This window comes from Shewanella sp. KCT, from assembly GCF_007636505.1.
Lineage (GTDB): Bacteria > Pseudomonadota > Gammaproteobacteria > Enterobacterales > Shewanellaceae > Shewanella > Shewanella halotolerans.
Genome location: NZ_LVDJ01000006.1, coordinates 39404 through 61950 on the forward strand (window position 1 = coordinate 39404; position 22547 = coordinate 61950).

A 22547-nucleotide genomic window follows, 5' to 3' on the forward strand; every position below is an offset into this window, starting at 1 on the left:
ACAAAGTAGCATCCTTAGGGTAATCCAGTGCGTCTAGACAAATTTATCAGCGAATCCACCCTGCTCACCCGCTCTCTGGCCAAGAAGGCCCTGCACAGGGGCGAAGTGACCGTCGATGGTCAGGTCATTAAAGATGGCAGCTTCAAGCTGAATGAGAGCCAGAAGGTCTGTCTGGACGGCGAGCCTATCTCGCTGATTGGGCCGCGTTTTATCATGCTGCACAAGCCGGCGGACACCCTCTGCTCCACCGTCGATGAGGTCTACCCTTCTGTGCTCAACCTGCTCGAGCTGCCCCACAAAGACGATCTGCATATCGCCGGACGCCTGGACGCAGATACCACGGGCCTAGTGCTGATCACCAGTGACGGTCAATGGTCCCACAGGGTTACTTCGCCGAAACGCGAATGCGGTAAGACTTATCTGGTGCAGCTTGCCGATCCCCTCAAGGCCGAGTGGGTCGAGCAATTTGCCACCGGGCTGGCGCTGCGCAGCGAAGAGGGACTCACTAAACCGGCCAAGCTTGAGCTGCTGGGCAGCCACGAGGCGAGACTCACCATTACCGAAGGTAAATATCATCAGGTGAAACGGATGTTTGCTGCCGTCGGCAACAAGGTGGTGAGACTTCACAGGGAATCTGTTGGCGAGATAGTGCTGGACGAGAGTCTGGCACCGGGGGAATGGCGCTACCTGACAGAGGATGAGATCGCCTCGGTCAAGTAGCGCGCAGCATTCAGTTATCGACCAGCGATAACCGCCTTGATGCTGTTAAGCAGGGCGCGGTCGGTGCGCGCCTTCTTCAGCTTCTTCACACTCTCCTTGAGCGAGGCGTCCGCCAGGCGGGTGAAGATGTTGTTGTACTCCTTCTCCTCGATCGCCTCGTCGCTGTCGGCCAACTCGGCAATATCCTGGGCGACACGGCTAAGCTGCAACCAAGAGTTAGCGATATAGAAGCCGTGGAATTCGGCTTGGCTGATTAACCCCTTGGCGCTGGCAGGCAAGGCGTTCCAGGCAGCCGCAAACTTCTCCTCTTCATCGCTGAGCAGCTCATTGAACAGATTGGCATAGGCCTCCAACAGATTCGCCGGCACCTTGTCCATGGGGATCACTGTGTTACATACATTCAGCGCTGCCTGCTCGGCGATCGCCTGATATTCTTGATTGGGTTTACTCATAAAACACTCTCGACACAAAGCGCCGCATTCATCACGGCCTGGTTCGCCTGTATAAACTTGCCAAATAGAGCCGACAAGCAGGCGCAGAATAAAGGCTGACGTTATACCTTAGTCTGACTGAAAAGCAAAATTGACACCTTTTGTTATATAAAAGTTAAAAATAAACGCATAAAAAATATACTTTTTACTGTCAATAAACTGTCATCCGTATAATATAGTTACAAAAAAAGTGTTTATGCTATGGTTAAATGGTCACATAGCAAGGTTGGCAAAGCTAAAAATGACAAGAAAAACAAAAGCAAAATCCTGGATAACTTCTCTGCTGCTAATCAGTCTTAGCCTCTCACTCTTAGGCCTCAGCCCATTGAGCCAAGCGCAAGAAGATAGCGCCGAAGAGATAGACGCCATTTTTAAAAAGTTCGACCAGGGTGAGTATAAAGATGAGCAGGCGATCAAAGAGGCGCTCGGCTACCTGACGGCCAATATCACGGCCGACGACATGGAGCGTTACCTCAAGCTGCAGACGGTACTTTGCTGGAACAACTACGACATCACCAAACAGCAGGCGCTCAAAGATGCCATCGCCTTTGCCGACCTGAAACTGCTCACCGAAGGGGTCGCCGCCTCGGCGGAGGCCACCACAGATCTCAAGCTGTGCCGCGCCTTCATGCACCAATTACTTGGCAAGGTCGATATTGCACTGGAAGAGTACAATAAGGTTGTCGCCGAAGCCTACCTGATAGAATCGCCACGACTCATTGCCGACTCGCGCTCACTGCGCGGCGCCATCTACTCTTTTCAGGGTAACTTTGCCCAGGCGCTGGAAGATCTGATCACCGCCCAGCACCTCTATGAATCCCTCAACCTGCAACATTGGGCCATCTACAATCTCACCGAGCTGGCCACCAGCTACCGCCGCTTCGGCGATCCCCAGACGGCAATAAAATATTATCGCAAGCTGGAGAAGGGCTTCGAAGATACCGGCGATAAAGATGGCGCCAACGCCATCAAGACAGAGATAGGCTTCGCCCTCGAGGAACTTGGCGAGTATGAGGCGGCGCTAAAGAAGCACAAGGAAGCCTATCAATACTGGCGCGATACCCTGGGCGAGGAAGCCAGTGCCCACACGGCGGTGAATGTCGCTGGCGTGCTGATTCAGCTACATCGTCAAGGGGAAGCCAAGCCCTATCTGGATGCAGCGCAGCAAAGCATCACCCCGGACCAAGGCGCCAGCTACAGCTTCATGCGTCTGTATCAGGCGCAATCAGCCCTCACCAATGGCCAGTATCAACAGGCGCTCGACTATATCGACATGGCCGAAGAGACCTTTAAGCAGATCAAGAACGCCCGCGGCCTGGAACAGCTGCACATGGTACACAGCCAGATCTTCGTCGCCGAGAAAGACTGGAAACAGGCCTACGAGGCGCTGCTGAGCTACATACAGACCCATAAGTCGCTGGATGCTACCCAGCAGACCAACCGAACCACAGAGATGCGCACCCGCTTCAATACCGAGCAGATAGAGCGCGAGAACCAGCAGCTGATCGAACTGCAGAAGATAAAAGAGAACGAGCTGGTGATCCTCAAGCAGAACAAGTATCTGCAACTGGCGGTGATCGTCCTGGGCTGTATCATAATGATCATTCTCTCCACCGTCGCCTACAAGCAGTCGCAGAAGTCCAAGCTGCTCTCTATCCTGGCGCTGACGGATCACCTGACCCAGCTGCCCAACCGGCGCTACACCTACTCCAAGGGCGAGGGTTACTTCAAGTCTAAGGATGAGGGCCACCATCCGCTGTCGATCATACTGTTCGATGCCGACCACTTTAAGAAGGTCAACGATAAATATGGCCATGACATCGGCGACAAGGTGCTCATCGCCCTGGCCAACATCAGCAACGGACTGATGCGCAAACAGGATCTGGTGGGTCGGGTTGGCGGCGAAGAGTTCTTGGTTATCTTGCCCGGCACCACGGCCGAGCAGGCGCTCAATGTGGCGCAGCGCTTGGTGACCACAGTAGAGAGCAGCAACTTCGATGACGTCTACATGAACTTCAAGCTCACCATCAGTGCCGGTATCGCCTGCACTGATGGCGACAAGAGCTTCGAGCATCTACTGAAGCGCGCCGACGATGCCCTCTACCGCGCCAAGTCATCGGGTCGTAACTGCGCCATACTGGATACCTAACGCAATAGTTAGACACCTAACACCATAGTTAGATACCTAACCGTTCGGCAAGATTGGCTAGCCTAAATAGCCTGTGAGATCGCAAGCGAAGCAGGTTAAACGCTAAGACTGAGTCGCTATATACTTGGTCATGATATAAGTTAATCGCCGTGTTTAAGTAGCTCGATACGGCTCGGGGGATTTAGCTTGGGAAACCAAACATGATAGAGACGGGCCATCTCACCCGAGGCCTGTAACTTAGCCAAAGCCTCATGCCAGCGACTCACCCGCTCAGGGTCGGTCCCCTTAGAGAAGGCCAGGTAGAGATCTATCTGCGCCAGTTCCAGCACGGGATACACTTCATCCAGCCCCATATTCACCTCGGCCAACAGACGCTCCACCGCCAGATCCGCCTGACACCAGAAACGTATCCTGTCATGTTGTAGCTGGCGCGCCGACTGCTGTGGAAAGCTGGCTACCGTCAGGTGCTCGACTCCTTGCCGCGTCAGGATAGATTCTCCCAGAGAGCCGCGATAGACGCCGACGCTGCCCAGAGCATCCAGCTCGGCCACCGAGGCGGGGGTCACCCTGTCATCGGCCTTGGCATAGATAGAGATACTTGTGGTGGCGATGGGACCGACGAAATCGAAATCCCTGCTGCGCTGCTCATTAAGGGAGGTGGCAAACAGCAGCACGTTGGCCTGGCCCTCTGCGATGGCATAGGCGCGGGCCCAGGGCAGCACCTCGATATTGGCCTCCTCACCGAGCTCCTTAGCAAGACGCTGCACTAGGCTGACGCCATAGCCCATGGGAAGCCCCTGCTCCTGATAGCTCATGGGCGCCCACTCTTCGGTAAGCATGCGCAGGGGGGCCGCCCCGACAGGCCGGGATGACAAGACCAGCGACATGCCGATCAGTAATAAGCCGGCCAATGATAAGCCGGTCTGTGATATGAGCCGCACGCTACGCCAGATCAAATAGTTCTCCCGGAAATGAGGCCAACGCCTGTTATTGATTATCGTCTAAGATGGACAGGCTTTCCCTCTGCCATGAATGCTAAGCGCTCTTGCAACTAGCTCTGTTCAACATAAATAGCGCCCAGCCAAATTGCAATAGACACTTGCTGAGGCAAGACCAGACGCTCTCATCCTCTCTTTCTTCTTGTATCAGGCAATCCCCAAGCCGGCTTAAGTTTTCTCCTCCCGCGCAAAACTGGTATCATGGCGCCACTGTTCACCCTGGCTCCTCGCCCTTAATCTAAGTATGTCAGACCAAAGCCTCCTCTCGCCCCAAGCGTTACAGCAACTCACCCTCAAGATTAAAACCTGGGGCAAGGCGTTAGGCTTTGCGCAAATCGGCATCTGCGACACGGATCTTCGCGCCGAAGAGCCCAAGTTTCAGGCCTGGCTCGATAAGGGCTATCACGGTGAAATGGGCTACATGGAGAGCCATGGCATGATGCGCGCCCGCCCGCAGGAGCTACATCCGGGCACTGTGCGGGTCATCTCGGCGCGTATGGATTACCTGCCGCCAGAAGCGGGTTTTGCCACCCATCTCAAGGATCCCAACCTAGCCTATATCTCGCGCTATGCCGGTGGTCGTGACTATCACAAGATGATCCGCAATCGCCTGAAGAAGCTGGGGCAACAGATTGAGGCCGAACTGGAAACCTTGGGGCTCGAACGCCCCAACTATCGCCCCTTTGTGGATTCGGCGCCGATTCTGGAGCGCCCACTGGCCGACAAGGCCGGACTCGGCTGGACCGGCAAACACAGCCTGCTGCTCAATCACGAGGCCGGTAGCTGGTTCTTCCTCGGTGAACTCCTGATCGACCTGCCATTGCCGGTAGACATTCCGGTGCAGGCCGACTGCAACACCTGCGTCGCCTGCATCAAGTCCTGCCCCACCAACGCCATCGTCGAGCCCTATGTGGTGGACGGCAGACGCTGCATCTCCTATCTCACCATAGAACTTCAAGGGGCGATCCCCGCAGAGTTCAGGCCTTTGATGGGCAACCGCATCTATGGCTGTGACGACTGTCAGCTGGTGTGTCCAGTCAATGGCGAGGCGCCGCTCACCCAGGAGAGCGATTTCCACACCCGGGATCCGCTCAAACATCCAGAGCTGCTCACCCTCTTCGCCTGGAACGAGGCCGAGTTTCTGAAGTTTACCGAGGGGAGCGCCATCCGCCGTATCGGCCACAAGCGTTGGCTGCGCAACATAGCCGTCGCGCTGGGCAATGCGCCGGCATCGCAGGAGATCATCGCCGCCCTCGAGGATCGCAGGGAAAGCGATGAGGTAGATGAGATGGTGCGCGAGCATATCGACTGGGCACTGGCGCGCCATAAGCTCGGCGACTATCAGGCCAACCGTAAGACGCAGCGAGTGATCCGCACCATAGAGAAGGGGCTCCCCAGAGACGCCTAGGCCATGAGCACAAGGCACTCAGCAGACGCCTCAGAGGAGATATTAATACCAATCACGGTAAGTAAGTGATCAGAAATAGCGCTGGAAAAACGTTCGGGAACAAGGCAGCATTTTTAGATAAGTAGTTATTCTACAATCAAAAATGATAACACCGTTATCGAACGTTTTATCAAGCTAGAGTGGTCAGTTATTTACTAGGATTGGTATCACTAGTCTAAGGTAAAGCCCACCTTGACCGTCACCTGCCAGTGGGCGATCAGCCCAGCCTCAAGGTGTCCCCGGGTCTCAACCACCTGAAACCACCTCAGATGATGCAGCGACTGACTGGCCGATGCGATGGCATTCTTAATCGCCTCGTCCGAACTAATGGGCGAGGAACCAACGAGTTCGATGATCTTGTAGGTATGACTCATGGGGGATCTCCTGTTGCAAATCGGCTATCCCCTTGAGTATAGGAAAGCTTTGCGCCCCTGTGATCTTCAGGCGCAAAATCCGTAACACTAGCTTGGTTTTAGCCGCGTCAGCAGCTTGTCGGCCACCCGAAAAGCGTTGGCATAGATGGTCAAGGTCGGGGTAACGCTGCCGCCGTTCGGCATAAAGGCACCGTCGGTCACATACAGGTTATCACAATCGTGGACCCGACAATCTGGGTTCAGCACAGAGGTCTTTGGATCCGTACCGAATCGGCAGCCGCCGGCCACTAAATTAGCAGTGGGATCGCTAAACACATTTCCCCACACCTCGTCGGCGCCCATCGCCTTCATCACCTCTACGCCCCGGTCGACCAGATACTGAGCCACCTTAAGATCGTGTGGATGAAAACCGGCGCGCACCTTGGCCACCGGCTGACCCCATTTGTCTTGCTCCTCATCGTCCAGAGTAACAAAGCAGTCATCATTGGTCAGCCAGTCACAGAAGACCTCGAACTTAAAGTCCCGCGACTGGGTAAAGTGTGCCTTGAGTTTCTGCTTGAGCGGCGTCCCCCAAAGCAGGTTGCCCTGATGCCACTTGAGGGCATTCGCCTCACTGGTGGGTGATGGCGGGTCAAACACGAAGTCTAAGGTGCCCCCCTTCACCGGCTTATCGAACGCCGTCTTGTCGTCGATAACATACCAGTCCTGCAGGGCACGGTTAAAGAAGGGCCCACGCTGCTTGAGCCCATTAGCCGTATCCTTAGGCAGATTATCGAGCTTAAACACCCCATGGCCCGTGCCGCCGGCGCAGCAGTGCAAATTCTTACCCAGCTGATCGAAGCGATTGCCTATCCCCTTGGGATGTTTCTCCCCTGGGCTGGCCAGCAACAGGCGGGCACTCTCTATGGCGTAGCAGGCAACCACGAAGATCTTGGCCACAACGCGCCGACTTTGGCCACTGGCATCGAAATAGTCGGCAGAGCTCACTCTTCCTTGGGCATCGGTATTGAGGCGATACACCTTGGCCCGGGTGATGATGCGACAATTTCCGCTGGCCACGGCATCGTTTAGCAGCGCTGCCCGCGAGCTGCCCTTGGCGCCAGAGTGGCAGCCATAGCTGCCGCAGTAGCCGGAATACTCGCAGCTCAGACGCTGCTTGAAGGGGCGAGACAGGATCGCCCGCGCCATGGGCAGAGGATGCAGCTTAAGTGTCTGACAGGCATTATCGAAACGCGCCGCTATTGGGTGCTCTGCCGTTGGCGGAAAGGGAAAATCTGGGGTCGTTCTCGGCTCTAACTGTGGATGCTTCACCACCCGACCGCTGACGCCGACAATCTGCTCCACCTTGGCATAATAAGGCTCGAGCTCCTCATAGCTGATGGGCCAGTCTACCGTGTTGGCGCCGGGGATCGACCCGAAAGTGGAGGCGAGGCGAAAGTCACTCGGCTTGAGGCGATGAAAATAGCCGCTCATGAAGTTGGAGGCGCCACCGACGATATTGCCACCCCAAAACTGCGCCGTGGTCTCCCTGCGCCAGCCGCCCTCGCCGTCGGGAAGCTCGAGCACATGGCGCTCCTCATCGAACTGAGAGCGAAACACCCTATGGCGCGGCAACTGCTCATCTTTAACGAAATCCTGCTCGGTATACCAGTCGCCCTTCTCAAGCACGGCGACGGCAATCCCCGCCTTGGCCAGCTCATAGGCGATTGGGCCGGCGCCCGCACCGCTGCCGACGATACACACCTCAAACTGTTGCGGCGCCTGCGCCTCACTATTAGCTGCTAATCCCATCAAAGATTCCTGTAAAAACGACCCCATAGTCTCTATTTAAAAATCCAGATAACTCTTACCCGGCACGGGCCGTGGAAAGCCTGGCTGATGTTCGAGCCAACGCCAGCCAATCTCATCCGGGTTACCGCCGTAGAGTGGATCTAACATCAATGCCTCAATCAGATAATAGAGCAGCAGGGAGAGCCAGTTTTCACCTGCGCGGCTCTTGGCGATCGCTTTTAGCAGTGCCTCCTGCTCATCCCAGCTCAGCACCAGGAAGCTACGTCCGGTCTGGGTATCGGCCCAATCTTCCAACCAGGCCGCCCCCTGCAAGATGAACTGCCTGTCCTCATCGGCGCGATTGTCAGGATCTTCCATGGCCCATAGCAGATAGCGATAGGCGTTCAGCTCCTTAGCCGAAGGGCCATCACCATCGTCGGGAAACAGGTGCTGCTGCACGCTCTCTATGACGGCGCGGTTGATCACGTCGAAATCTTTGGGGCGCGTGGTGAGAGAGAAACCTTCGTCGCCGGCAAGACTCAACTCAGGCTTCGCCGCCAGCAGCAGACCCAGGGCGCCGCTGCGCACAAGAAAGTCGCGCCGGGTCAGGCCGCTTTCGAAGGCATATAGTCTAGTTGCTTCGCGCTTACTCCTCGCCAACTTAATCTCCCGTTTGCTCACTAGATCTGCCTGTTTCATTGCCCATGACATAAGTCACAGCGCCTTACATAAGACCCTGATTATCGCCAAATTAATTCAATTGAGTGTGAATTTTTCGGCGCGCCGGGTCAACACCCACATCGAGTATCGATAGGCGATGATAGAGATGACTAACCATTAATCGCGAGGCGGCGACCCGCCGCAAAAGCGCCTAGACTAAAGACAACAGCCGCGCAGCAAGCCTAAGGAGCTCCCATGGTTAAACCCGTCGTCGCCGATAATAAACCCAAAAAAGTCGAGCTAACCAAAGGAAAGGAATACTATTTCTGTGTCTGCGGCCGCTCAAACAGCCAGCCCTTCTGTGATGGTTCCCATAAGGGAACGGGATTTAGCCCCAAGGCCTTTACCGCCGAGCGAAGCGGCGAGGCCTACCTTTGCGCCTGTAAACACACGGGCAACGCCCCCTACTGCGACGGCACCCACAAACAGTTTAGCGCCGAACAGGTGGGCAAGGAGGGCCCGGGCCGCGAGGCGATCGCCAAAGATGGCAACCAGGCTCCCAAAGCGGTCGCCACCAAAGAGGAGCCCGGCGTCGAGTTGATCCATCAGCTCGCCAGAGATGGACTCAAGACACTCGGCCATCATGGCCCCATGGTCGCCATGGGGGTGCCCAGATATCAGCTGCCCAGCTGGGATGAGATTCAGATCATGACTGCCCAGATGGCCAACAAGCCCCTGTTCGAAGACGAGGCCATCGACACCGAGCTAGTAATAGGCCCTGAGGCAAGAAAGCCCCTGAGGCTGAAGATCCCATTACTGGTGTCAGACATGAGCTTCGGCGCCCTATCGGAAGAGGCCAAGGTCGCCCTGGCCAAGGGGGCCGAACTTGCGGGTACCGGGATCTGCTCCGGCGAGGGCGGTATGTTGCCCGAGGAGCAGGCGGCCAACTCACGTTACTTCTACGAGCTGGCCAGTGCCCAGTTTGGCTATCAGGAAGCCTTGATGGCCAAGATACAGGCGTTTCACTTCAAGGGCGGCCAAGGCGCCAAGACAGGCACAGGCGGACATCTGCCGGGCAGCAAGAACCAGGGGAAAATAGCTGAGATCCGCGGCATTCCAGCGGGCCAAGATGCCATCTCGCCGCCCAGGTTTAGGGAGCTCAACTCTGTGGCCGACTTTAAACGCTTCGCCGATAGGGTACGTGAACTCAGCGGCGGCGTGCCTATCGGCTTTAAGCTGAGCGCCAACCATATCGAGCGGGACATTCAGTTTGCCCTCGATGCCAGCGCCGACTACATCATACTCGACGGCCGTGGTGGCGGCACCGGCGCCGCGCCGCAGATCTTTCGCGACCACATCAGTGTGCCCACCATCCCCGCCCTGGCACGCGCCCGCCGCTACCTGGATCAGCAGGAGGCCAGCGGCCGGGTGACGCTCATCATCACAGGCGGCCTGAGGCTACCCATGGACTTCGTCAAGGCGATGGCGCTAGGTGCCGACGGCGTTGCCCTGGCCAACAGTGCCATGCAGGCGATCGGCTGCGTCGCCGCCCGCATCTGCAACACCAACAACTGCCCCGCCGGTATCGCCACCCAAAATGCCGACCTGCGCCAACGCCTCAATATCGACAAGTCGGCGCAGCAGCTGGCCAACTTTCTGGGCGCCTCCACCGAGCTGATGCAGGTGATGGCCAGGGCCTGTGGCCATCACAGCCTGCAGGACTTTACCCTGGACGATATCGCCACCTGGCACAGCGAGATGGCAAGGCTCTCCGGCGTCTCCTACGCAGGCGTGACGCCAATTTAACGTGACAGGTTACACTCACCTGCCCGCCTCCCCCAGCCGTCCCCTTCGGGCGCGGGCGGGCGCTCAACTCTATTAAGAGCGAAACAATAAGACAAACGCCACACCAGTAAAGACTTGTTTAACAAGATAAATGGGTGCACACTTGCCAGCGATTTAGGACAATCCATCGCCTAAGGCCAAAAGCCACCTCAATTCAGCCATAGATAATGTGAAGGATCACAATGCAAGTCGTTATTTTCTCGATAATCTTAGCCCTACTCTTTATCAGCCTGCTGCTGGTCTACCTAAACTGGCGCGGCAAACAGCCCATCGAAGTCACCGGCGGCCCAGATGAGGTGATTTTTCTCGCCAACCAACTACTGCACAGCGGTCGAGAGGCCCAGGCCCTCGATTATCTGGAGCGCGCAGCCGCCATGGGGATGGCGCACGCGGCGCAGTTCCTGGGTGAACTCTACAGCCTCGAAGATCATCATCTGTATGATTTAGACAAGGCCAATCATTGGTTTCAACAAGCGGCCGAGCTGGATGAGCAATTTGCCCAGATTCAACGCCAGATGCTCAAGTTGAAGGTTCATCCAAGCCAAAAAGGTGGCAGTCACGAACTGGAAGCCATACTGAAACCTGGCGCCGATCAGGGCAACAGCCAGCATCAAGGCGAACTGGGCAGACTCTATCAGGAGAGCCCACTGCTCGACCCAGACGGCAGCAAGGCGCTGCACTATCTCGAGCTTGCGGCCGAGGCGGGTGATGCTGAAGCGCAATACCATCTGGCCAAAGTGCTGCTGGAACCGCGCCATGGCAAGCCGGATCCCATCAGGGCCAGAGCCCTGCTCACGGCCATTGCCAACAGCGAACCACTGGCCAAGAGCCAACTGGCGCAGATGCTGCTTAGGGGAGAAGGTGGCCCGGCCGAACCCCGTGAGGCCGAGCGCCTGATGCGCGAGGAAGCAGAGGACAACGAGTTTGCCCTCATCGAGCTGGCGCACCTCTATCAGGAAGGTAAACATCTGCCTAAGGACATCGATAAGGCTGAGGAGTGCCTAAGACAGGCCGTGGCCAAGGAAAACAACAGTGCCACCTACCAGCTGGGGGAGCTACTGCTCAAACATAAACGCGCCAACAAAAGTCACCTTGAGGCGATCGCCCTGCTCACGCCATTGGCCCAGCAGTGGATGACAGACGCCCTCTTCCTTTTGGGTCAGGCTCACGAAGAGGGGCTTGGCACCCGTCGACATCTTCCCACGGCCCTGGCTTACTATCGTTTGGCGGCGACCGATCCCGCGCCCTATCATCTTGAGCGGGTCGAGACATTAAGTGCCAAGATGGGCAGCTATGAGAAGGAGCAAGCCGAGAGCCTGTATCAAGCATTTCTCGCCGAGCACCCCATAGAGAAATCTCAGCAGGCCTGCATAGATCTGACCCATGGCCTGCGCCTGCTCCATGAAGATGACAGAGGCCGACGCCATCCGAGAGAGGCCATTAGCTTCTTGGAGCGCGCCGCACTCGCCGGCGAGAATCTGGCATTTGAGCCGCTGCATAAGGCCTGCGCAGAGCTGAGCCAGAGGGTCGATGCCGCCGTCTGGGCACAGATAGCCCTGGAAGATCAGTTCTATTTTCTGCCCACGGGTGAGATGGAGAGCAGCTTAGCCAGCCTCAAGCAAGGCTTTAGCGAGTCAGAGCAGGCGCTGTTTGAGCAGCGCTTACAAGAACGGCAAGAGTCACTCACAGGTCACTAGGCTTTCACCAGCACTAGTCGCTAAGTTCAAACGCACTAAACCCCAAAAAAGCGCTAAGCCCAAAAGCACTAGCCCCAAAATATAAGCCCAAAAAAGGGTGGCCAGTAAGCTGGTCACCCTTAGTCTAAAAACGGGAATTAAAAGAGACTAACCCAGGCGGCGTCTTAGCTCCTTGGTCGCCTTCACCATGTTTTGCAACGCAGGCTCCACCTCATCCCAGGTGCGCGTCTTGAGGCCACAGTCTGGGTTCACCCACAGCTGTCCCACAGGGATCTTGGTCGCCGCCTTCTCAATCAATGCCACCATCTGCTCCACAGTCGGAATATTCGGGCTGTGGATGTCATACACACCCGGGCCTATCTCGTTGGGATACTCGAAGTCCTCGAAGGCATTGAGCAGCTCCATGTGCGAGCGCGAGGTCTCTATGGTGATCACATCGGCGTCCATGGCGGCGATGGCATCTATGGTAGCGTTGAACTCGCTGTAGCACATATGGGTGTGGATCTGGGTCTCATCCTCGGCGCCCGCCGCGCTCAGCTTGAAGGCGGCCACCGCCCAGTCGAGGTAATGCTGCCAGTCACTGGCCTTTAGTGGCAGGCCTTCACGAAACGCCGGTTCATCTATCTGTATGATGCCGATACCCGCCGCCTGCAGGTCAGCCACCTCGTCACGGATCGCCAGGGCAAGCTGATTGGCGATCTGCTCGCGGCCGATATCCTCGCGGGCGAAGGACCAATGCAGTATGGTGACCGGGCCGGTCAACATCCCCTTTACCGGCCTGTCGGTCAGGCTCTGGGCGAAGCTCGCCCAGGCAAGCGTCATCGGCTGACGACGTGAGACATCGCCATAGATTAGCGGCGGCTTGACGCAGCGTGAGCCGTAGCTCTGCACCCAGGCAAACTGGGTAAAGCCTACCCCGTCGAGCTGCTCGCCAAAATACTCCACCATGTCGTTGCGCTCCGCCTCGCCATGGACCAGGACATCGATCCCCAACTTGAGCTGACGCGCTATGCTGTCGCGGGTTACCGCCTCGAGCTGCGCCACATAGGCCTGCTCGGTCAGCTCACCCTTACGCCAGCGACTGCGCAGGCCGCGAATGGCCGGCGTCTGCGGGAAAGAGCCGATGGTGGTGGTGGGTAGCAGCGGCAGACGAAAACGGGCCTGTTGCTTTAGGCGGCGCTCGCCAAAACCGCTAGGACGATTGAAATCCTCAGGCGTTAAGGCCTTGAGTCTCGCCTGTACCTCAGGGTTGGCCGCCTGCTCTCGGGCCTGACGTCTCGCCTCACAGCGCGCCACTATCGCCTGGGCTGCCTCGCTCTGTGGGGTAAGCAACAAGGTGCGCAGCGCGGCCAGCTCGTCGAGTTTCTGCTTGGCAAAGCTGAGTTGATTGGCGAGCTCTGGCGCCAGCTCGGTTTCGCTCTCCAGATCCACGGGCACGTGTAAGAGCGAACAGGAAGGCGCCAGCCAGACACGCTCTCCAAGATCTGCCACCACAGCGCGCAGCCGCTCGGCCAAGATGTCGAGATCCGCCGCCCACACGTTGCGGCCGTTGATCACCCCAAGGCTGAGCACCTGCGTAGGCTTAAGGCTGGCGCCAAACAAAGTGAGCTGCTCGGCATCGCTCACCTGATCCAGATGCAGGCCATCGACTACGAGATCCTTAATTAACTCATGATGATGGGCCACAGAGCCATAGTAACTGGCCAGCAGCAGCTTAACCCCCTGGCCACTGAGTTCCCTGTATGCCGGCACGAAGGCCGCCAGCCAGTCATCATCTAGTTCCAGCGCCAAGATAGGCTCGTCGAGCTGCACCCAGGTCACGCCCTGGTCGGCAAATCGCGCCAGAATGGCCTGGTAGGCCTCGACCAGCGCGGGCAGCAGGCTCAGTTTATCGAAGGGCTCGCCCTCGCACTTGGCAAGATAGAGGTAGCTGACCGGGCCAAGCAATACCGGCTTAGGCTGATGCCCCAGGGATTTAGCCTCGTCCACCTCGTCGAACAGCTGCTCATAAGCTATTTCGAAGCGCTGACCCGCCGTGAGCTCGGGCACTATGTAGTGATAGTTGGTGTTGAAGTATTTCTTCATCTGGGCGGCACGGCTCGCCTCCCCCGTGGGCGCGCGGCCACGGGCCACTCGAAACAGGGTATCGAGATCCACCTGCTCGCCGCTGCGATGGCGCGCCGGGATGGCATTAATGGTAGCGCTCAGGGTGAGCACCTGATCGTAGAAGGCAAAGTCCCCAACCGGCACTTGCTTCACCCCCGCCGCCTGCTGCCACTGCCAATGGGTTCTGCGCAGTTCACTGGCGACCGATTGCAGCTGCGACTGGTCTATCTCACCACGCCAATATTTTTCCAGGGCAAATTTGAGTTCCCGTTGACGGCCGATACGGGGAAAGCCTAATGAAGCGATATCTAGAGTTTGCATATTGTATACCTTTTGCATTAAGATGAGCGAAATTCATGGTTAGCGCCCTTCGCTGTCATCGCAATACAGGTTTGAGAACTGAAATTGCACAACAAACTAAAATAGGCGTCTGGACGTCTAGAAGTTTATTGTGCTAGTCTGTTGTCTCGCAATCGAATTGATTTCACGAGCAACATGAGCCAAATTCATGTGAGGTAAAAATGATAGAGCTTAGGCATTTACGTACATTGGTCGCCCTGAAAGAGAGCGGCAGTCTCGCGGGCGCAGCCAAGAAGCGCTTTGTCACCCAGTCGGCCTTATCCCACCAGATCAAGGAACTGGAGACCCGCATCAACTCGGCGATTTTCGTGCGTAAGAGTAAACCCCTCTCCTTTACCCAAGAGGGCGCTAGGTTGCTCAATCTGGCCGAGGAGATCTTGCCTAAGGTGATAGAAACCGAAATCGATCTCAAGAATGGCCTGGGCAGCGAGGCGAGAGATCTCTTTGTGGGTATCGAATGCCACAGCTGTTTTCGTTGGCTGATGCCGGTGATCGAGCAGTTTAATGCCAGCTTTCCTCACACCAACTTGGAGCTGTCGAGCCGCCACCTGTTCGACTCGCTGACCGCGCTCAAGCAGGGACAGCTGGATGTGGTACTCACCTCAGACCCTATTCCCGACCATGATATCGCCTATCAGCACCTGTTCGATTTCGAGGTAAAACTCCTGGTCGCCGCGGATCATCCGCTGGCCGAGCTCCCCTATGTCACGGCGGCGCAGCTTAGGGATCAGACCCTGCTCACCTACCCAGTGCCACTAGACAGGCTGGATATCTATCGCCACTTCATGGAGCCGGCGGGCGTGCCGGTTGCTAAACAGATCCGCTGCGATCTCACCGCCATGTTGCTGCAACGCATCGCATGTCTTCTCTGAGTTCCTCATCCAACCCTAATGACTCGAACGCCTCAAGGGTCAGCGTCTGCTTCTGATTATCGATCAGCGACTTGATGATAGAGAGCGGGAACGACTGCTCCGACTCGGCATTCAGGTAGGCAAAGGCCGTCAGGGCGATGATCTCGCCAAATACGCTAAACAGCGCCAGGGTCTGTACCTCATCGGGATTGATGTTCACCCCTTCCATATGATGCAAGCTATCCACGGCGTCGGTAGCGATGCTCTCGGTGAGCGCCCAGTAGCCGTATACCAGCTTCTTGTAGGGCTGTGGCAACTCGTCGAGACGCTCCTTGAGGTAGAAGGTGAAGGCATAACGGTAGATATTGACTTGGCCCAGGCGCACCAGGGCATCTTTCAATGAACGGTTCTTCGATGACACGCTGGCGTTAGCCGCCGAGTTGCTGCGCCATAGCAGATGCGCCGCCAACGCGGGATCGGAAGAGACTATATCGATCACATTGCGGATATCGCCATCGGCAATAATGGCTTTCTTCAGCGGGATCAGAATACCCCGTCGTCCGATAACCTGTTCTTCATTGGCAATAATTGCGCGTACTTGAGTGAATACCTGATGCTCAAGATCTGTCATGAGAAGTTATTAACCTGATTTATTATTGGCACGGCGCCATTTGTTATCCGAGAATTTACCCATAAAACGACTGTCTGGGTCAAGTCGATTTGGGGTAAAAACGGACATTAACCTAAATAAATTCATCTTGCCACTCACGCCTGAGCTTTCAGCCTACTATGGACGAAAGATAAACGACAAAATTCCGCCACTTAACCAAGGGATGACGTCCGTTGTTCGGCTACTGCCAGGGCCATTTTAGCTATAAGGCACCTGCCTGTTGCAGACGCTGGTATAGGTGCTCGGCGAGACGACGATAGCCTTCATCGTTGAGGTGAATCGCATCAGATTTTACTTCTGATAATTTTAGCAGTTCTGTCAGAAAATCCTCAATAAATAGCGGCTGATATTGCGCGGCCAGCTGTCCATACAGGGGCGCCGTTTCCAGCCAGATGCTCTTCTGAGGTACGCCAATCAACACCACTGGAATATCGCGCCGCTGGGCCTGTGCCAGCATAGCAGAGAGGTTGGCCTCGACCTGCGCCGCGTTGCCATTACGCAGAAAATCATTACCCCCCTCAAGCAAGATAATGAGATCCGGCGGCGTCTCATCCAGCACTCGGGCGAAGCGCTCGCGGCCCTGGGAGGTGGTCTCTCCCGAGATGCCGGCGTTGATCACCTCACGTCCGCTCATTGCTTGCAGCTGCGCAGGATAATCCATGCCGGGGCTGGCTCCCACGCCTTTAGTCAGGCTATCGCCAAAGGCAAGGATTCTGGCACTCTCCGGCAAGGGGGCAAGAGACGGGCCGCCGCTTGACCAGAAGATGATGGCCAAGAGCAAGATAACGGGCACAAGCAACCACTTTAATTTCATCCTTTGTCCTCACTAAACATATCAAGGGAAGGTGCGAATAAGTCCCGTGCTTGCTCTGCGTGTGCTTAAAGTGGATAGATGCAAGGCACAGTTTGCAGCGAATGGCCCTAGTCCTTCGCAAGAACTGTAACGCAGAAAATACCGCTGTAAGCCTCGCCCTGCGGGGCTTTGATAGCAACACCATTTCGGCGTTATTCAACTTCAGCAGGCCTCGGCATGCCCTCAGTTGAATGCCTTGAACTGTCGCTGCTATCAAAGCCAGAGCTGTGCGACGACTTGTTCGCACCTTCCCAAGCCCTATGATGAACAGCAGGCAATAAAAAAGCCAGTCAGATCTGACTGGCTCTTAAGGCTAAAGCCGCGTTAGAAGCGGTAGCTGGCGGTCAGGCGCAGCGCTCGGCCCGTACCAGGATAATAACCGCTACCCCAGGTGCTGAAATACCCTGAGCTGACATATTCCTTGTCCAGCAGGTTATCGACCCGCAGGCTGGCCAGCCAGGCATCGCGGGAATAGTTGATGGCGATATTTGCCAGGGTATAGGCATCGAGCTTATCGCCTAAGTTGGCATTATCGCCTTCCATGTAGCGCTCACCCGTGTAGACCGCCTCGGCGAAGAGCTGCAGATGTTCATAAACATCGTAGCTGACATAGCCACGGCCGCTGTTCTTGGCCACCCAGGAGAGCGCCTTACCTTCGTTTAGTCCTTCGGTAAACTCGGCGTCTATATAGTTGTATTCAAGCCCAAGCATTAGATCCTGAGTCGCCTGCCAGTCCCAGTCTGCGCTTACCCCATAACGGCGTGAGGCATCGGCGTTAACGTTGGCGCCGGGGAAGCTGCCACCCACGGGGGTTTCTGCGCTCGGGTCGAAGACGATCTCATCTTCGAGATCCAGACGATAGGCGCTCACGCGCAGGGTGTTTTGCTCGAGCAGCAGATCCCAGCCCGCCTCGTAACTGCGGCCGGTCTGCGGCTTGAGCCCCTGAATACTTGCCGGGGTGTAGGCCTGCTCATCCACCTTGGCGAAACGGAAGTTGTCGTCGGCACGCAGGTAGAATCTATGATGCTGATTAGGGCGATAGTTGAGACCGAGCTCGAAGGCATGGGCATCCTGATCAAGATCTATCCCATTTGGATAGGCTTTGCCGTCCACCAGCTCATCGGTCACCTCGGCGTAACGACCGCCCACCACGTAGCTGAAACTCTCGGTGAGAGGCACTGTCGCCTGCAGATAGGCGCTGGCCAGCTTCTGCACATTGCTGCGATTGCTAAAAGTCGCCTCGCCGCGACTAAGATCCAGACCGGTCACCAGCTTAAGCTCGCCGTTATCCGTCTTGATGTTAGCCACAGCCTTGGGCTTAAACTCGAGCAGAGAGCGGGTATCGCGGCGGCTTGTATTCCAGGTGCTGAGCCCGGTTGTCAGGGTGTCGCTGTAGTTAAGGTCGGCGCCCAGAGACCAGGCCTCATTTAGCTGTCGCTGATAACCGGTGCGGGCCGCCGTGGTCATCTCATGCAGGTAGGCATCGATAAAGAGATCGCCCTGCTGCAGATCACCCATTTGTCTTGGGTTTTCCTTGATCTGATCATCATTCAGCGCAGCAGCCAGTTCGCGGTGATTGTCATAGTGACTCGCCTCAGCGAAGAACTGCTGCACCTCATCGTCATATTGCAGGCGTCCCAGCACTGAGCTGGTTTTGCTGGCATTGTGATCGCGATAGTTGTCGCTCTTGAGATGGTTGGCCGCGCCATAGAGGCGCCAGTTGTCATTGATGGCGACCGACCCCTCGGCCTTGGCCTCAAAGGTGTCGAAGCTACCGCCGGAGAGCTGCAGGCTGCCGCCGTTATCTTTCGGCGCCTTGGTGATAATGTTGATCACCCCGCCAACCGCCTGGTCTCCATAGAGCACACCGGCGCTGCCTGAGAGGATCTCGACTCGCTCCACCTGATTGAGCCCGATGGCGCCGATGCTCGGCGCGGCGATATCGATGTTATTGAGGCGACGACCATCGATCAGGATCAAGGTGTTGTTGACCGCCTGACTGGCGCTGAAACCTCGCATGGCAAATACGGCGCCCGAGTTTGAATCTGACACCTGAATGCCGCTCTGTCCGCGCAGCAAGTCGGTGAGGTTGGTGGCACCGCTGAGCTCGATGGCGGCAGCGTCGATCACATTGACGTTAGCCGCGATATTGATAGGGGTGTTTTCGCTGCGGCCGATAACCGTGATGGTTTCATCCACAGGCCCTGGGGTGCCCGAACTTTCCGCTAAGACAGGAAAGCTCCCGGCCAGACAGGCGCCAAGCAGTAGCGCAATTTTACTAGGTTGTGTACCCATTTTCCTTTAACTCCTAAAAGGGAAACAGGGCAAGGCGTCACGACTGGGCGCAGTCCATCAAACCGCCAGGGTCGCATTTCGAGATCTGCCCGCCGAAATCTCAAAATCACCTTAAGGGCCGGTCTCCGGACTGAGGCTAAGTCTAAACAAAGGGTTTAAACGACGAGCTTAGATTTTTTTAACGCCATGATGTTAAAGGCATGGCGCACCCAGCTCTCACCTATCACCGTTGCGGGGGCAGTGCCAGATTCTCACTGGCTTCCCGATTATCCCTTGCGCCATTTTGGCTAGGGCACCACATAAGGTTGACTAAATTAGGTAACGCTCTGCCCTCGGCCCCGCGGCTTATGTGCGGCGTTGAGGAGAGGCTCTCTCCCGGCTCCAGTGACAGAATGCGGGCATTATAGACGTCTACACGTATAAATGTCTAATGCTCCCATAATGGCCCGAATCGGCATCTTCACCCAAGGGCTGCATTACTCCCTAAAACAACAAAGGAGGCCTATGCCTCCTTCATCGCAGATAGGGGAAAGTTACGCCTCGGCTAATGCCTTAGGGTTTTCACCATATTCATTGCCTTCAACGCTGTCTTGTACATAGAAGACGATCAACACGATAGCGCCGATAAGCGGGATCAGACCGATCAACTGCCACCAGCCCGAACGGCCGGTGTCGTGTAGGCGTCTTGCCGAGATAGCGAGAGTTGGGATAAGCAGTGCCAGCGAGAAGATACCGCTCAGCATATACAGACCTGTCACCACATCTATGGTTGCCGCCACGGCATAGAAGATGATGTAGAACAGGGTAAACATCCAAAATTCTTTGCGACGTGCACGACCGGTGAAATCAGCAAACTTCTTCAACGCACCAATAAAATATTCCATATAGTTCCCTTTGTTTACGTAAATTAACTGAAAAACTCCAATAAAGAGGGGGCCATTCCTAAGCCCCCTATTGGATAAGTGTCATAATATATCAATAGTTTAAAAAATATAATTGAAATTTAATGACAATCTTTTTTCATTCACAGGCGCGACTTCACCACCTTACCGCCTTTCATCACGAAGCCCACATCCAGCAGGGCCGAGATATCCTCCAGCGGGTTGCCCTGGGTCGCGATAATATCGGCCTGCTTGCCGACACTCAGGGTACCCAAGCTATCAGACATATCCACTAGCTCGGCGCCGTTGATGGTGGCCGAGATCAGCACATCTTTATTACTCATGCCCGCCTGATTCATCAATACGGCCTCGCGCGCATTGGTGCCGTGGGCCGAGACGCCGCTGTCGGTACCATAGGCAATCTTGACCCCGGCCTTATAGGCGCGGGTAAAGTTAGCCGTCATATCGGCACCCACTCGCACCGCCTTCTGCTTGATGGCCGGCGACATAAAGTCAGACTCCTTGGCCATATGCACCACGGTATCGCCCGCCAACAGGGTGGGCACCAGGAAGGCGCCATTCTTCTTGAGCAGCTTGATGCTCTCCTTATCGGCGTAGCTGCCGTGCTCTATGCTATCGACCCCGGCGCGCAGAGCGGCGTTGATCCCCTCTGTCGCATGGGCATGGCTGGCCACCTTACGCCCCAAGGCATGGGCCGTCGCCACAATTTCTTTGATCTCATCATCGTTCATCTGCTGGCCCGTGCCTGTGTCGGTATCCGACAAGACGCCGCCGGTAGAGGTGATCTTGATGACATCGGCGCCAAACTTGATGGCGCGGCGGGTGGCGCGGCGACAGTCATAGGGGCCGTCGCAGATGGTCTTAGTGGTGAACTTATCCAGCAGATCTGGGCTCATGCCGTCCACATCGCCATGGCCGCCGGTCACCGACACCCCGCCCGAGGCGATGATGCGCGGCCCGTCTATCCACCCCTTAGCAATCGCGTCACGCAGGGCATACATCTGCTCCGGCTTGGCGCCGAGGTCCCTAACCGTGGTGAAGCCCGCCATCAGGGTCTTGTTGGCAAAGTAGGCGCTCTGCATCGCCACATCGGCGTCTGACATCCTAAGGCGCTGGCTATCATTCTTGGGCCCCAGCTCGCCTTGCAGATGCACATGCATATCCATCAGACCCGGCATCACAAAGCCCTGCTTGAGATCCACATACTTAGCGCCAGGCGCGACGGTCTCGACGCTCAGATAGCCGGGGGCAACCTGGCTAATCTTGCCATCGGTGATCACCAGGGTCTGTTCGCTGAGCGGCTTAGCGGCCGGGTCGGCCAGCAGGGTGCCGGCATGGATCACTGTCACATCATTGGCAAACAGGGATGGCGACAAGAGAGCAGCCGTCAGCGCGGCAAGGGGGAGCAGAGTATTATTTTTCATTATGGCCCGTTAATCATGTCTGAAGGAGTGAGAACTCGCCGCGCCTTGCCGAGAAAGCTCCCGATAAGGACAGGGGCGAGCGTCTAAAACTTGACTAACATGACAACAAATTGGCCTAAAAACAACCACAAAAGCGGCCAACTTAGCCCGGGCCCCTAGCCCTAGCCCGAGCAAGAGCTGTCACAAGCAAGCGCCAAGCAGGTGTTATCGCAGGCCCGACATATCGGCGATACGCTCGACGGGCGGCGCTATCTTAAGAGAAGAGAGAGATAACAAGGCTTCGCCCCGCGCCGATTGATGCAGCAGAAACAGATCCTCCTTGCCGGCAATAACCGTATAGTGACCTATCTCGCCGACCGGCTTATCTATGCCCTGCTCGCCTCTGTGGGTCTGCGGCATCTTATCGCAGGTCAACATGGCGCTATAGCTCGCCTTACCGCCGAGCTCGCTGGCGCCCAGTTTCTGGTATTGCATCTCCCCCTCGCAGGTATGGCGATACTGCTCGGCAAAACTGTCGAGAAAGGCCTCGGGGTCGATACGCTGCGCCATCCCCTTAAACCCCTGCACGCAGTAGAGCGACGACCAATGGGCCAGCAGCTGCTGGGCGGGCACAAACTCGGCCGAAAACATATCACCGTGCTGCTCACTGTAGGCCAGGCGCCAGTTGGCGGGGAAATGCAAGCCAAGGTTCTGCTTGAAGATAGTCAATTGACTGGGCTGGACATGGGCCTGTGATGACATCTGTGCCAGCTCGGTGGCGGTCACGTCCAAGGGCTGTGCGAACAGGGGCAGTGCGAGCACCAGCCTTTTGGCCAACGCCTGAGTAAATACCTGTGGTGAAAAATCCATTTTATCTACCTCATCCTCAATGCTGCGACACCCAGATAGCCAACAAAAATAACCAACAAACCGATAACAATCTGCGGCCATTTGCA

Annotated in this window: 16 protein-coding genes, 2 pseudogenes and 1 riboswitch; of the genes and pseudogenes, 6 read left to right on the plus strand and 12 right to left on the minus strand. The window is 56.3% G+C overall.

Going from position 1 to position 22547, the window contains the following annotated elements:
• The first annotated feature begins 27 nt into the window (after positions 1-27).
• Positions 28-720, plus strand: coding sequence for a 16S rRNA pseudouridine(516) synthase RsuA (gene rsuA, locus AYI87_RS10285; RefSeq protein ID WP_144201824.1), 693 nt, complete (start codon positions 28-30; stop codon positions 718-720).
• Positions 721-734: 14 nt separating this feature from the next.
• Here the strand turns inward: rsuA and AYI87_RS10290 are convergent, their stop codons facing one another.
• Entirely contained in the window at positions 735-1172 is a 438-nt protein-coding gene (locus AYI87_RS10290) for a DUF3069 domain-containing protein (protein ID WP_144201826.1), read from the minus strand.
• A 364-nt stretch (positions 1173-1536) separates the two neighbouring features.
• On the opposite strand from AYI87_RS10290, the gene AYI87_RS10295 reads away from it, so the two are divergent.
• Positions 1537-3360, plus strand: coding sequence for a diguanylate cyclase (locus AYI87_RS10295; protein WP_260865116.1), 1824 nt, complete (start codon positions 1537-1539; stop codon positions 3358-3360).
• Between the two features lie 140 nt (positions 3361-3500).
• On the opposite strand, the gene AYI87_RS10300 is transcribed toward AYI87_RS10295, so the two are convergent.
• Positions 3501-4271 carry a substrate-binding periplasmic protein gene (locus tag AYI87_RS10300; RefSeq protein WP_258406387.1) on the minus strand — a complete coding sequence of 257 codons (771 nt, stop codon included), beginning with the start codon at positions 4269-4271 and terminating at the stop codon, positions 3501-3503.
• A gap of 331 nt (positions 4272-4602) precedes the next feature.
• Between AYI87_RS10300 and queG the strand changes: the two genes are divergently transcribed.
• Positions 4603-5766, plus strand: a complete 1164-nt coding sequence (gene queG / locus AYI87_RS10305; protein ID WP_144201830.1) for a tRNA epoxyqueuosine(34) reductase QueG — start codon at positions 4603-4605, stop codon at positions 5764-5766.
• Positions 5767-5975: 209 nt separating this feature from the next.
• Here queG and AYI87_RS10310 read toward each other — a convergent pair whose 3' ends face one another.
• The 3 genes from AYI87_RS10310 to AYI87_RS10320 all read right to left on the minus strand — a co-directional run bounded on the left by AYI87_RS10310 (position 5976) and on the right by AYI87_RS10320 (position 8609).
• Complete coding sequence (locus AYI87_RS10310) at positions 5976-6179, minus strand: dodecin (protein ID WP_011866777.1); 204 nt, start codon at positions 6177-6179, stop codon at positions 5976-5978.
• A gap of 87 nt (positions 6180-6266) precedes the next feature.
• Positions 6267-7970, minus strand: coding sequence for a GMC family oxidoreductase (locus AYI87_RS10315; protein WP_144201832.1), 1704 nt, complete (start codon positions 7968-7970; stop codon positions 6267-6269).
• Between the two features lie 36 nt (positions 7971-8006).
• Positions 8007-8609 carry a gluconate 2-dehydrogenase subunit 3 family protein gene (locus AYI87_RS10320; protein ID WP_260865117.1) on the minus strand — a complete coding sequence of 201 codons (603 nt, stop codon included), beginning with the start codon at positions 8607-8609 and terminating at the stop codon, positions 8007-8009.
• A 255-nt stretch (positions 8610-8864) separates the two neighbouring features.
• On the opposite strand from AYI87_RS10320, the gene AYI87_RS10325 reads away from it, so the two are divergent.
• Together AYI87_RS10325 and AYI87_RS10330 are read left to right on the plus strand one after the other, a co-directional pair.
• Entirely contained in the window at positions 8865-10415 is a 1551-nt protein-coding gene (locus AYI87_RS10325) for a glutamate synthase-related protein (RefSeq protein WP_144201836.1), read from the plus strand.
• Positions 10416-10636: 221 nt separating this feature from the next.
• Complete coding sequence (locus tag AYI87_RS10330) at positions 10637-12151, plus strand: SEL1-like repeat protein (protein ID WP_144201838.1); 1515 nt, start codon at positions 10637-10639, stop codon at positions 12149-12151.
• Between the two features lie 147 nt (positions 12152-12298).
• On the opposite strand, the gene metE is transcribed toward AYI87_RS10330, so the two are convergent.
• Entirely contained in the window at positions 12299-14578 is a 2280-nt protein-coding gene (gene metE, locus AYI87_RS10335; RefSeq protein ID WP_144201840.1) for a 5-methyltetrahydropteroyltriglutamate--homocysteine S-methyltransferase, read from the minus strand.
• A 200-nt stretch (positions 14579-14778) separates the two neighbouring features.
• Between metE and AYI87_RS10340 the strand changes: the two are divergent.
• Positions 14779-15480 (plus strand): annotated as a pseudogene (locus AYI87_RS10340) (LysR substrate-binding domain-containing protein); the annotation flags it as partial.
• Here the strand turns inward: AYI87_RS10340 and AYI87_RS10345 are convergent.
• From AYI87_RS10345 to AYI87_RS10370, 6 genes and pseudogenes are all read right to left on the minus strand, one after another.
• Positions 15479-16099, minus strand: a pseudogene (locus tag AYI87_RS10345) (HDOD domain-containing protein); the annotation flags it as partial. The pseudogenes AYI87_RS10340 and AYI87_RS10345 overlap by 2 nt on opposite strands.
• Before the next feature lie 241 nt (positions 16100-16340).
• Positions 16341-16952 (minus strand): arylesterase, encoded by a 612-nt coding sequence (locus tag AYI87_RS10350; protein ID WP_144201842.1) that lies wholly within the window; start codon positions 16950-16952, stop codon positions 16341-16343.
• A 363-nt stretch (positions 16953-17315) separates the two neighbouring features.
• Positions 17316-19286, minus strand: a complete 1971-nt coding sequence (locus tag AYI87_RS10355) for a TonB-dependent receptor (protein ID WP_144201844.1) — start codon at positions 19284-19286, stop codon at positions 17316-17318.
• Between the two features lie 98 nt (positions 19287-19384).
• Positions 19385-19601: riboswitch (cobalamin riboswitch) on the minus strand.
• A gap of 218 nt (positions 19602-19819) precedes the next feature.
• The gene (locus AYI87_RS10360; RefSeq protein WP_011866788.1) at positions 19820-20170 is read right to left on the minus strand and encodes a DUF805 domain-containing protein; all 351 of its coding nucleotides are present in this window, start codon (positions 20168-20170) and stop codon (positions 19820-19822) included.
• A 140-nt stretch (positions 20171-20310) separates the two neighbouring features.
• Positions 20311-21612: a metal-dependent hydrolase family protein gene (locus AYI87_RS10365; RefSeq protein WP_011866789.1), complete on the minus strand. Its 1302-nt coding sequence runs from the start codon at positions 21610-21612 to the stop codon at positions 20311-20313.
• A gap of 204 nt (positions 21613-21816) precedes the next feature.
• Positions 21817-22461, minus strand: a complete 645-nt coding sequence (locus AYI87_RS10370; RefSeq protein WP_144201846.1) for a hypothetical protein — start codon at positions 22459-22461, stop codon at positions 21817-21819.
• Between the last annotated feature and the right edge of the window lie 86 nt (positions 22462-22547).

What these genes read in the sequence shown, in the direction of transcription:
- AYI87_RS10330 (WP_144201838.1), top strand. Translation starts at nt 10,637, where the DNA reads ATGCAAGTCGTTATTTTCTCGATAATCTTAGCCCTACTCTTTATCAGC.
- AYI87_RS10365 (WP_011866789.1), bottom strand. Translation starts at nt 21,612, where the DNA reads ATGAAAAATAATACTCTGCTCCCCCTTGCCGCGCTGACGGCTGCTCTC.
- metE (WP_144201840.1), bottom strand. Translation starts at nt 14,578, where the DNA reads ATGCAAACTCTAGATATCGCTTCATTAGGCTTTCCCCGTATCGGCCGT.
- AYI87_RS10315 (WP_144201832.1), bottom strand. Translation starts at nt 7,970, where the DNA reads ATGGGATTAGCAGCTAATAGTGAGGCGCAGGCGCCGCAACAGTTTGAG.
- queG (WP_144201830.1), top strand. Translation starts at nt 4,603, where the DNA reads ATGTCAGACCAAAGCCTCCTCTCGCCCCAAGCGTTACAGCAACTCACC.
- AYI87_RS10355 (WP_144201844.1), bottom strand. Translation starts at nt 19,286, where the DNA reads ATGGGTACACAACCTAGTAAAATTGCGCTACTGCTTGGCGCCTGTCTG.
- AYI87_RS10325 (WP_144201836.1), top strand. Translation starts at nt 8,865, where the DNA reads ATGGTTAAACCCGTCGTCGCCGATAATAAACCCAAAAAAGTCGAGCTA.
- AYI87_RS10350 (WP_144201842.1), bottom strand. Translation starts at nt 16,952, where the DNA reads ATGAAATTAAAGTGGTTGCTTGTGCCCGTTATCTTGCTCTTGGCCATC.
- AYI87_RS10370 (WP_144201846.1), bottom strand. Translation starts at nt 22,461, where the DNA reads ATGGATTTTTCACCACAGGTATTTACTCAGGCGTTGGCCAAAAGGCTG.
- AYI87_RS10310 (WP_011866777.1), bottom strand. Translation starts at nt 6,179, where the DNA reads ATGAGTCATACCTACAAGATCATCGAACTCGTTGGTTCCTCGCCCATT.
- AYI87_RS10360 (WP_011866788.1), bottom strand. Translation starts at nt 20,170, where the DNA reads ATGGAATATTTTATTGGTGCGTTGAAGAAGTTTGCTGATTTCACCGGT.
- AYI87_RS10290 (WP_144201826.1), bottom strand. Translation starts at nt 1,172, where the DNA reads ATGAGTAAACCCAATCAAGAATATCAGGCGATCGCCGAGCAGGCAGCG.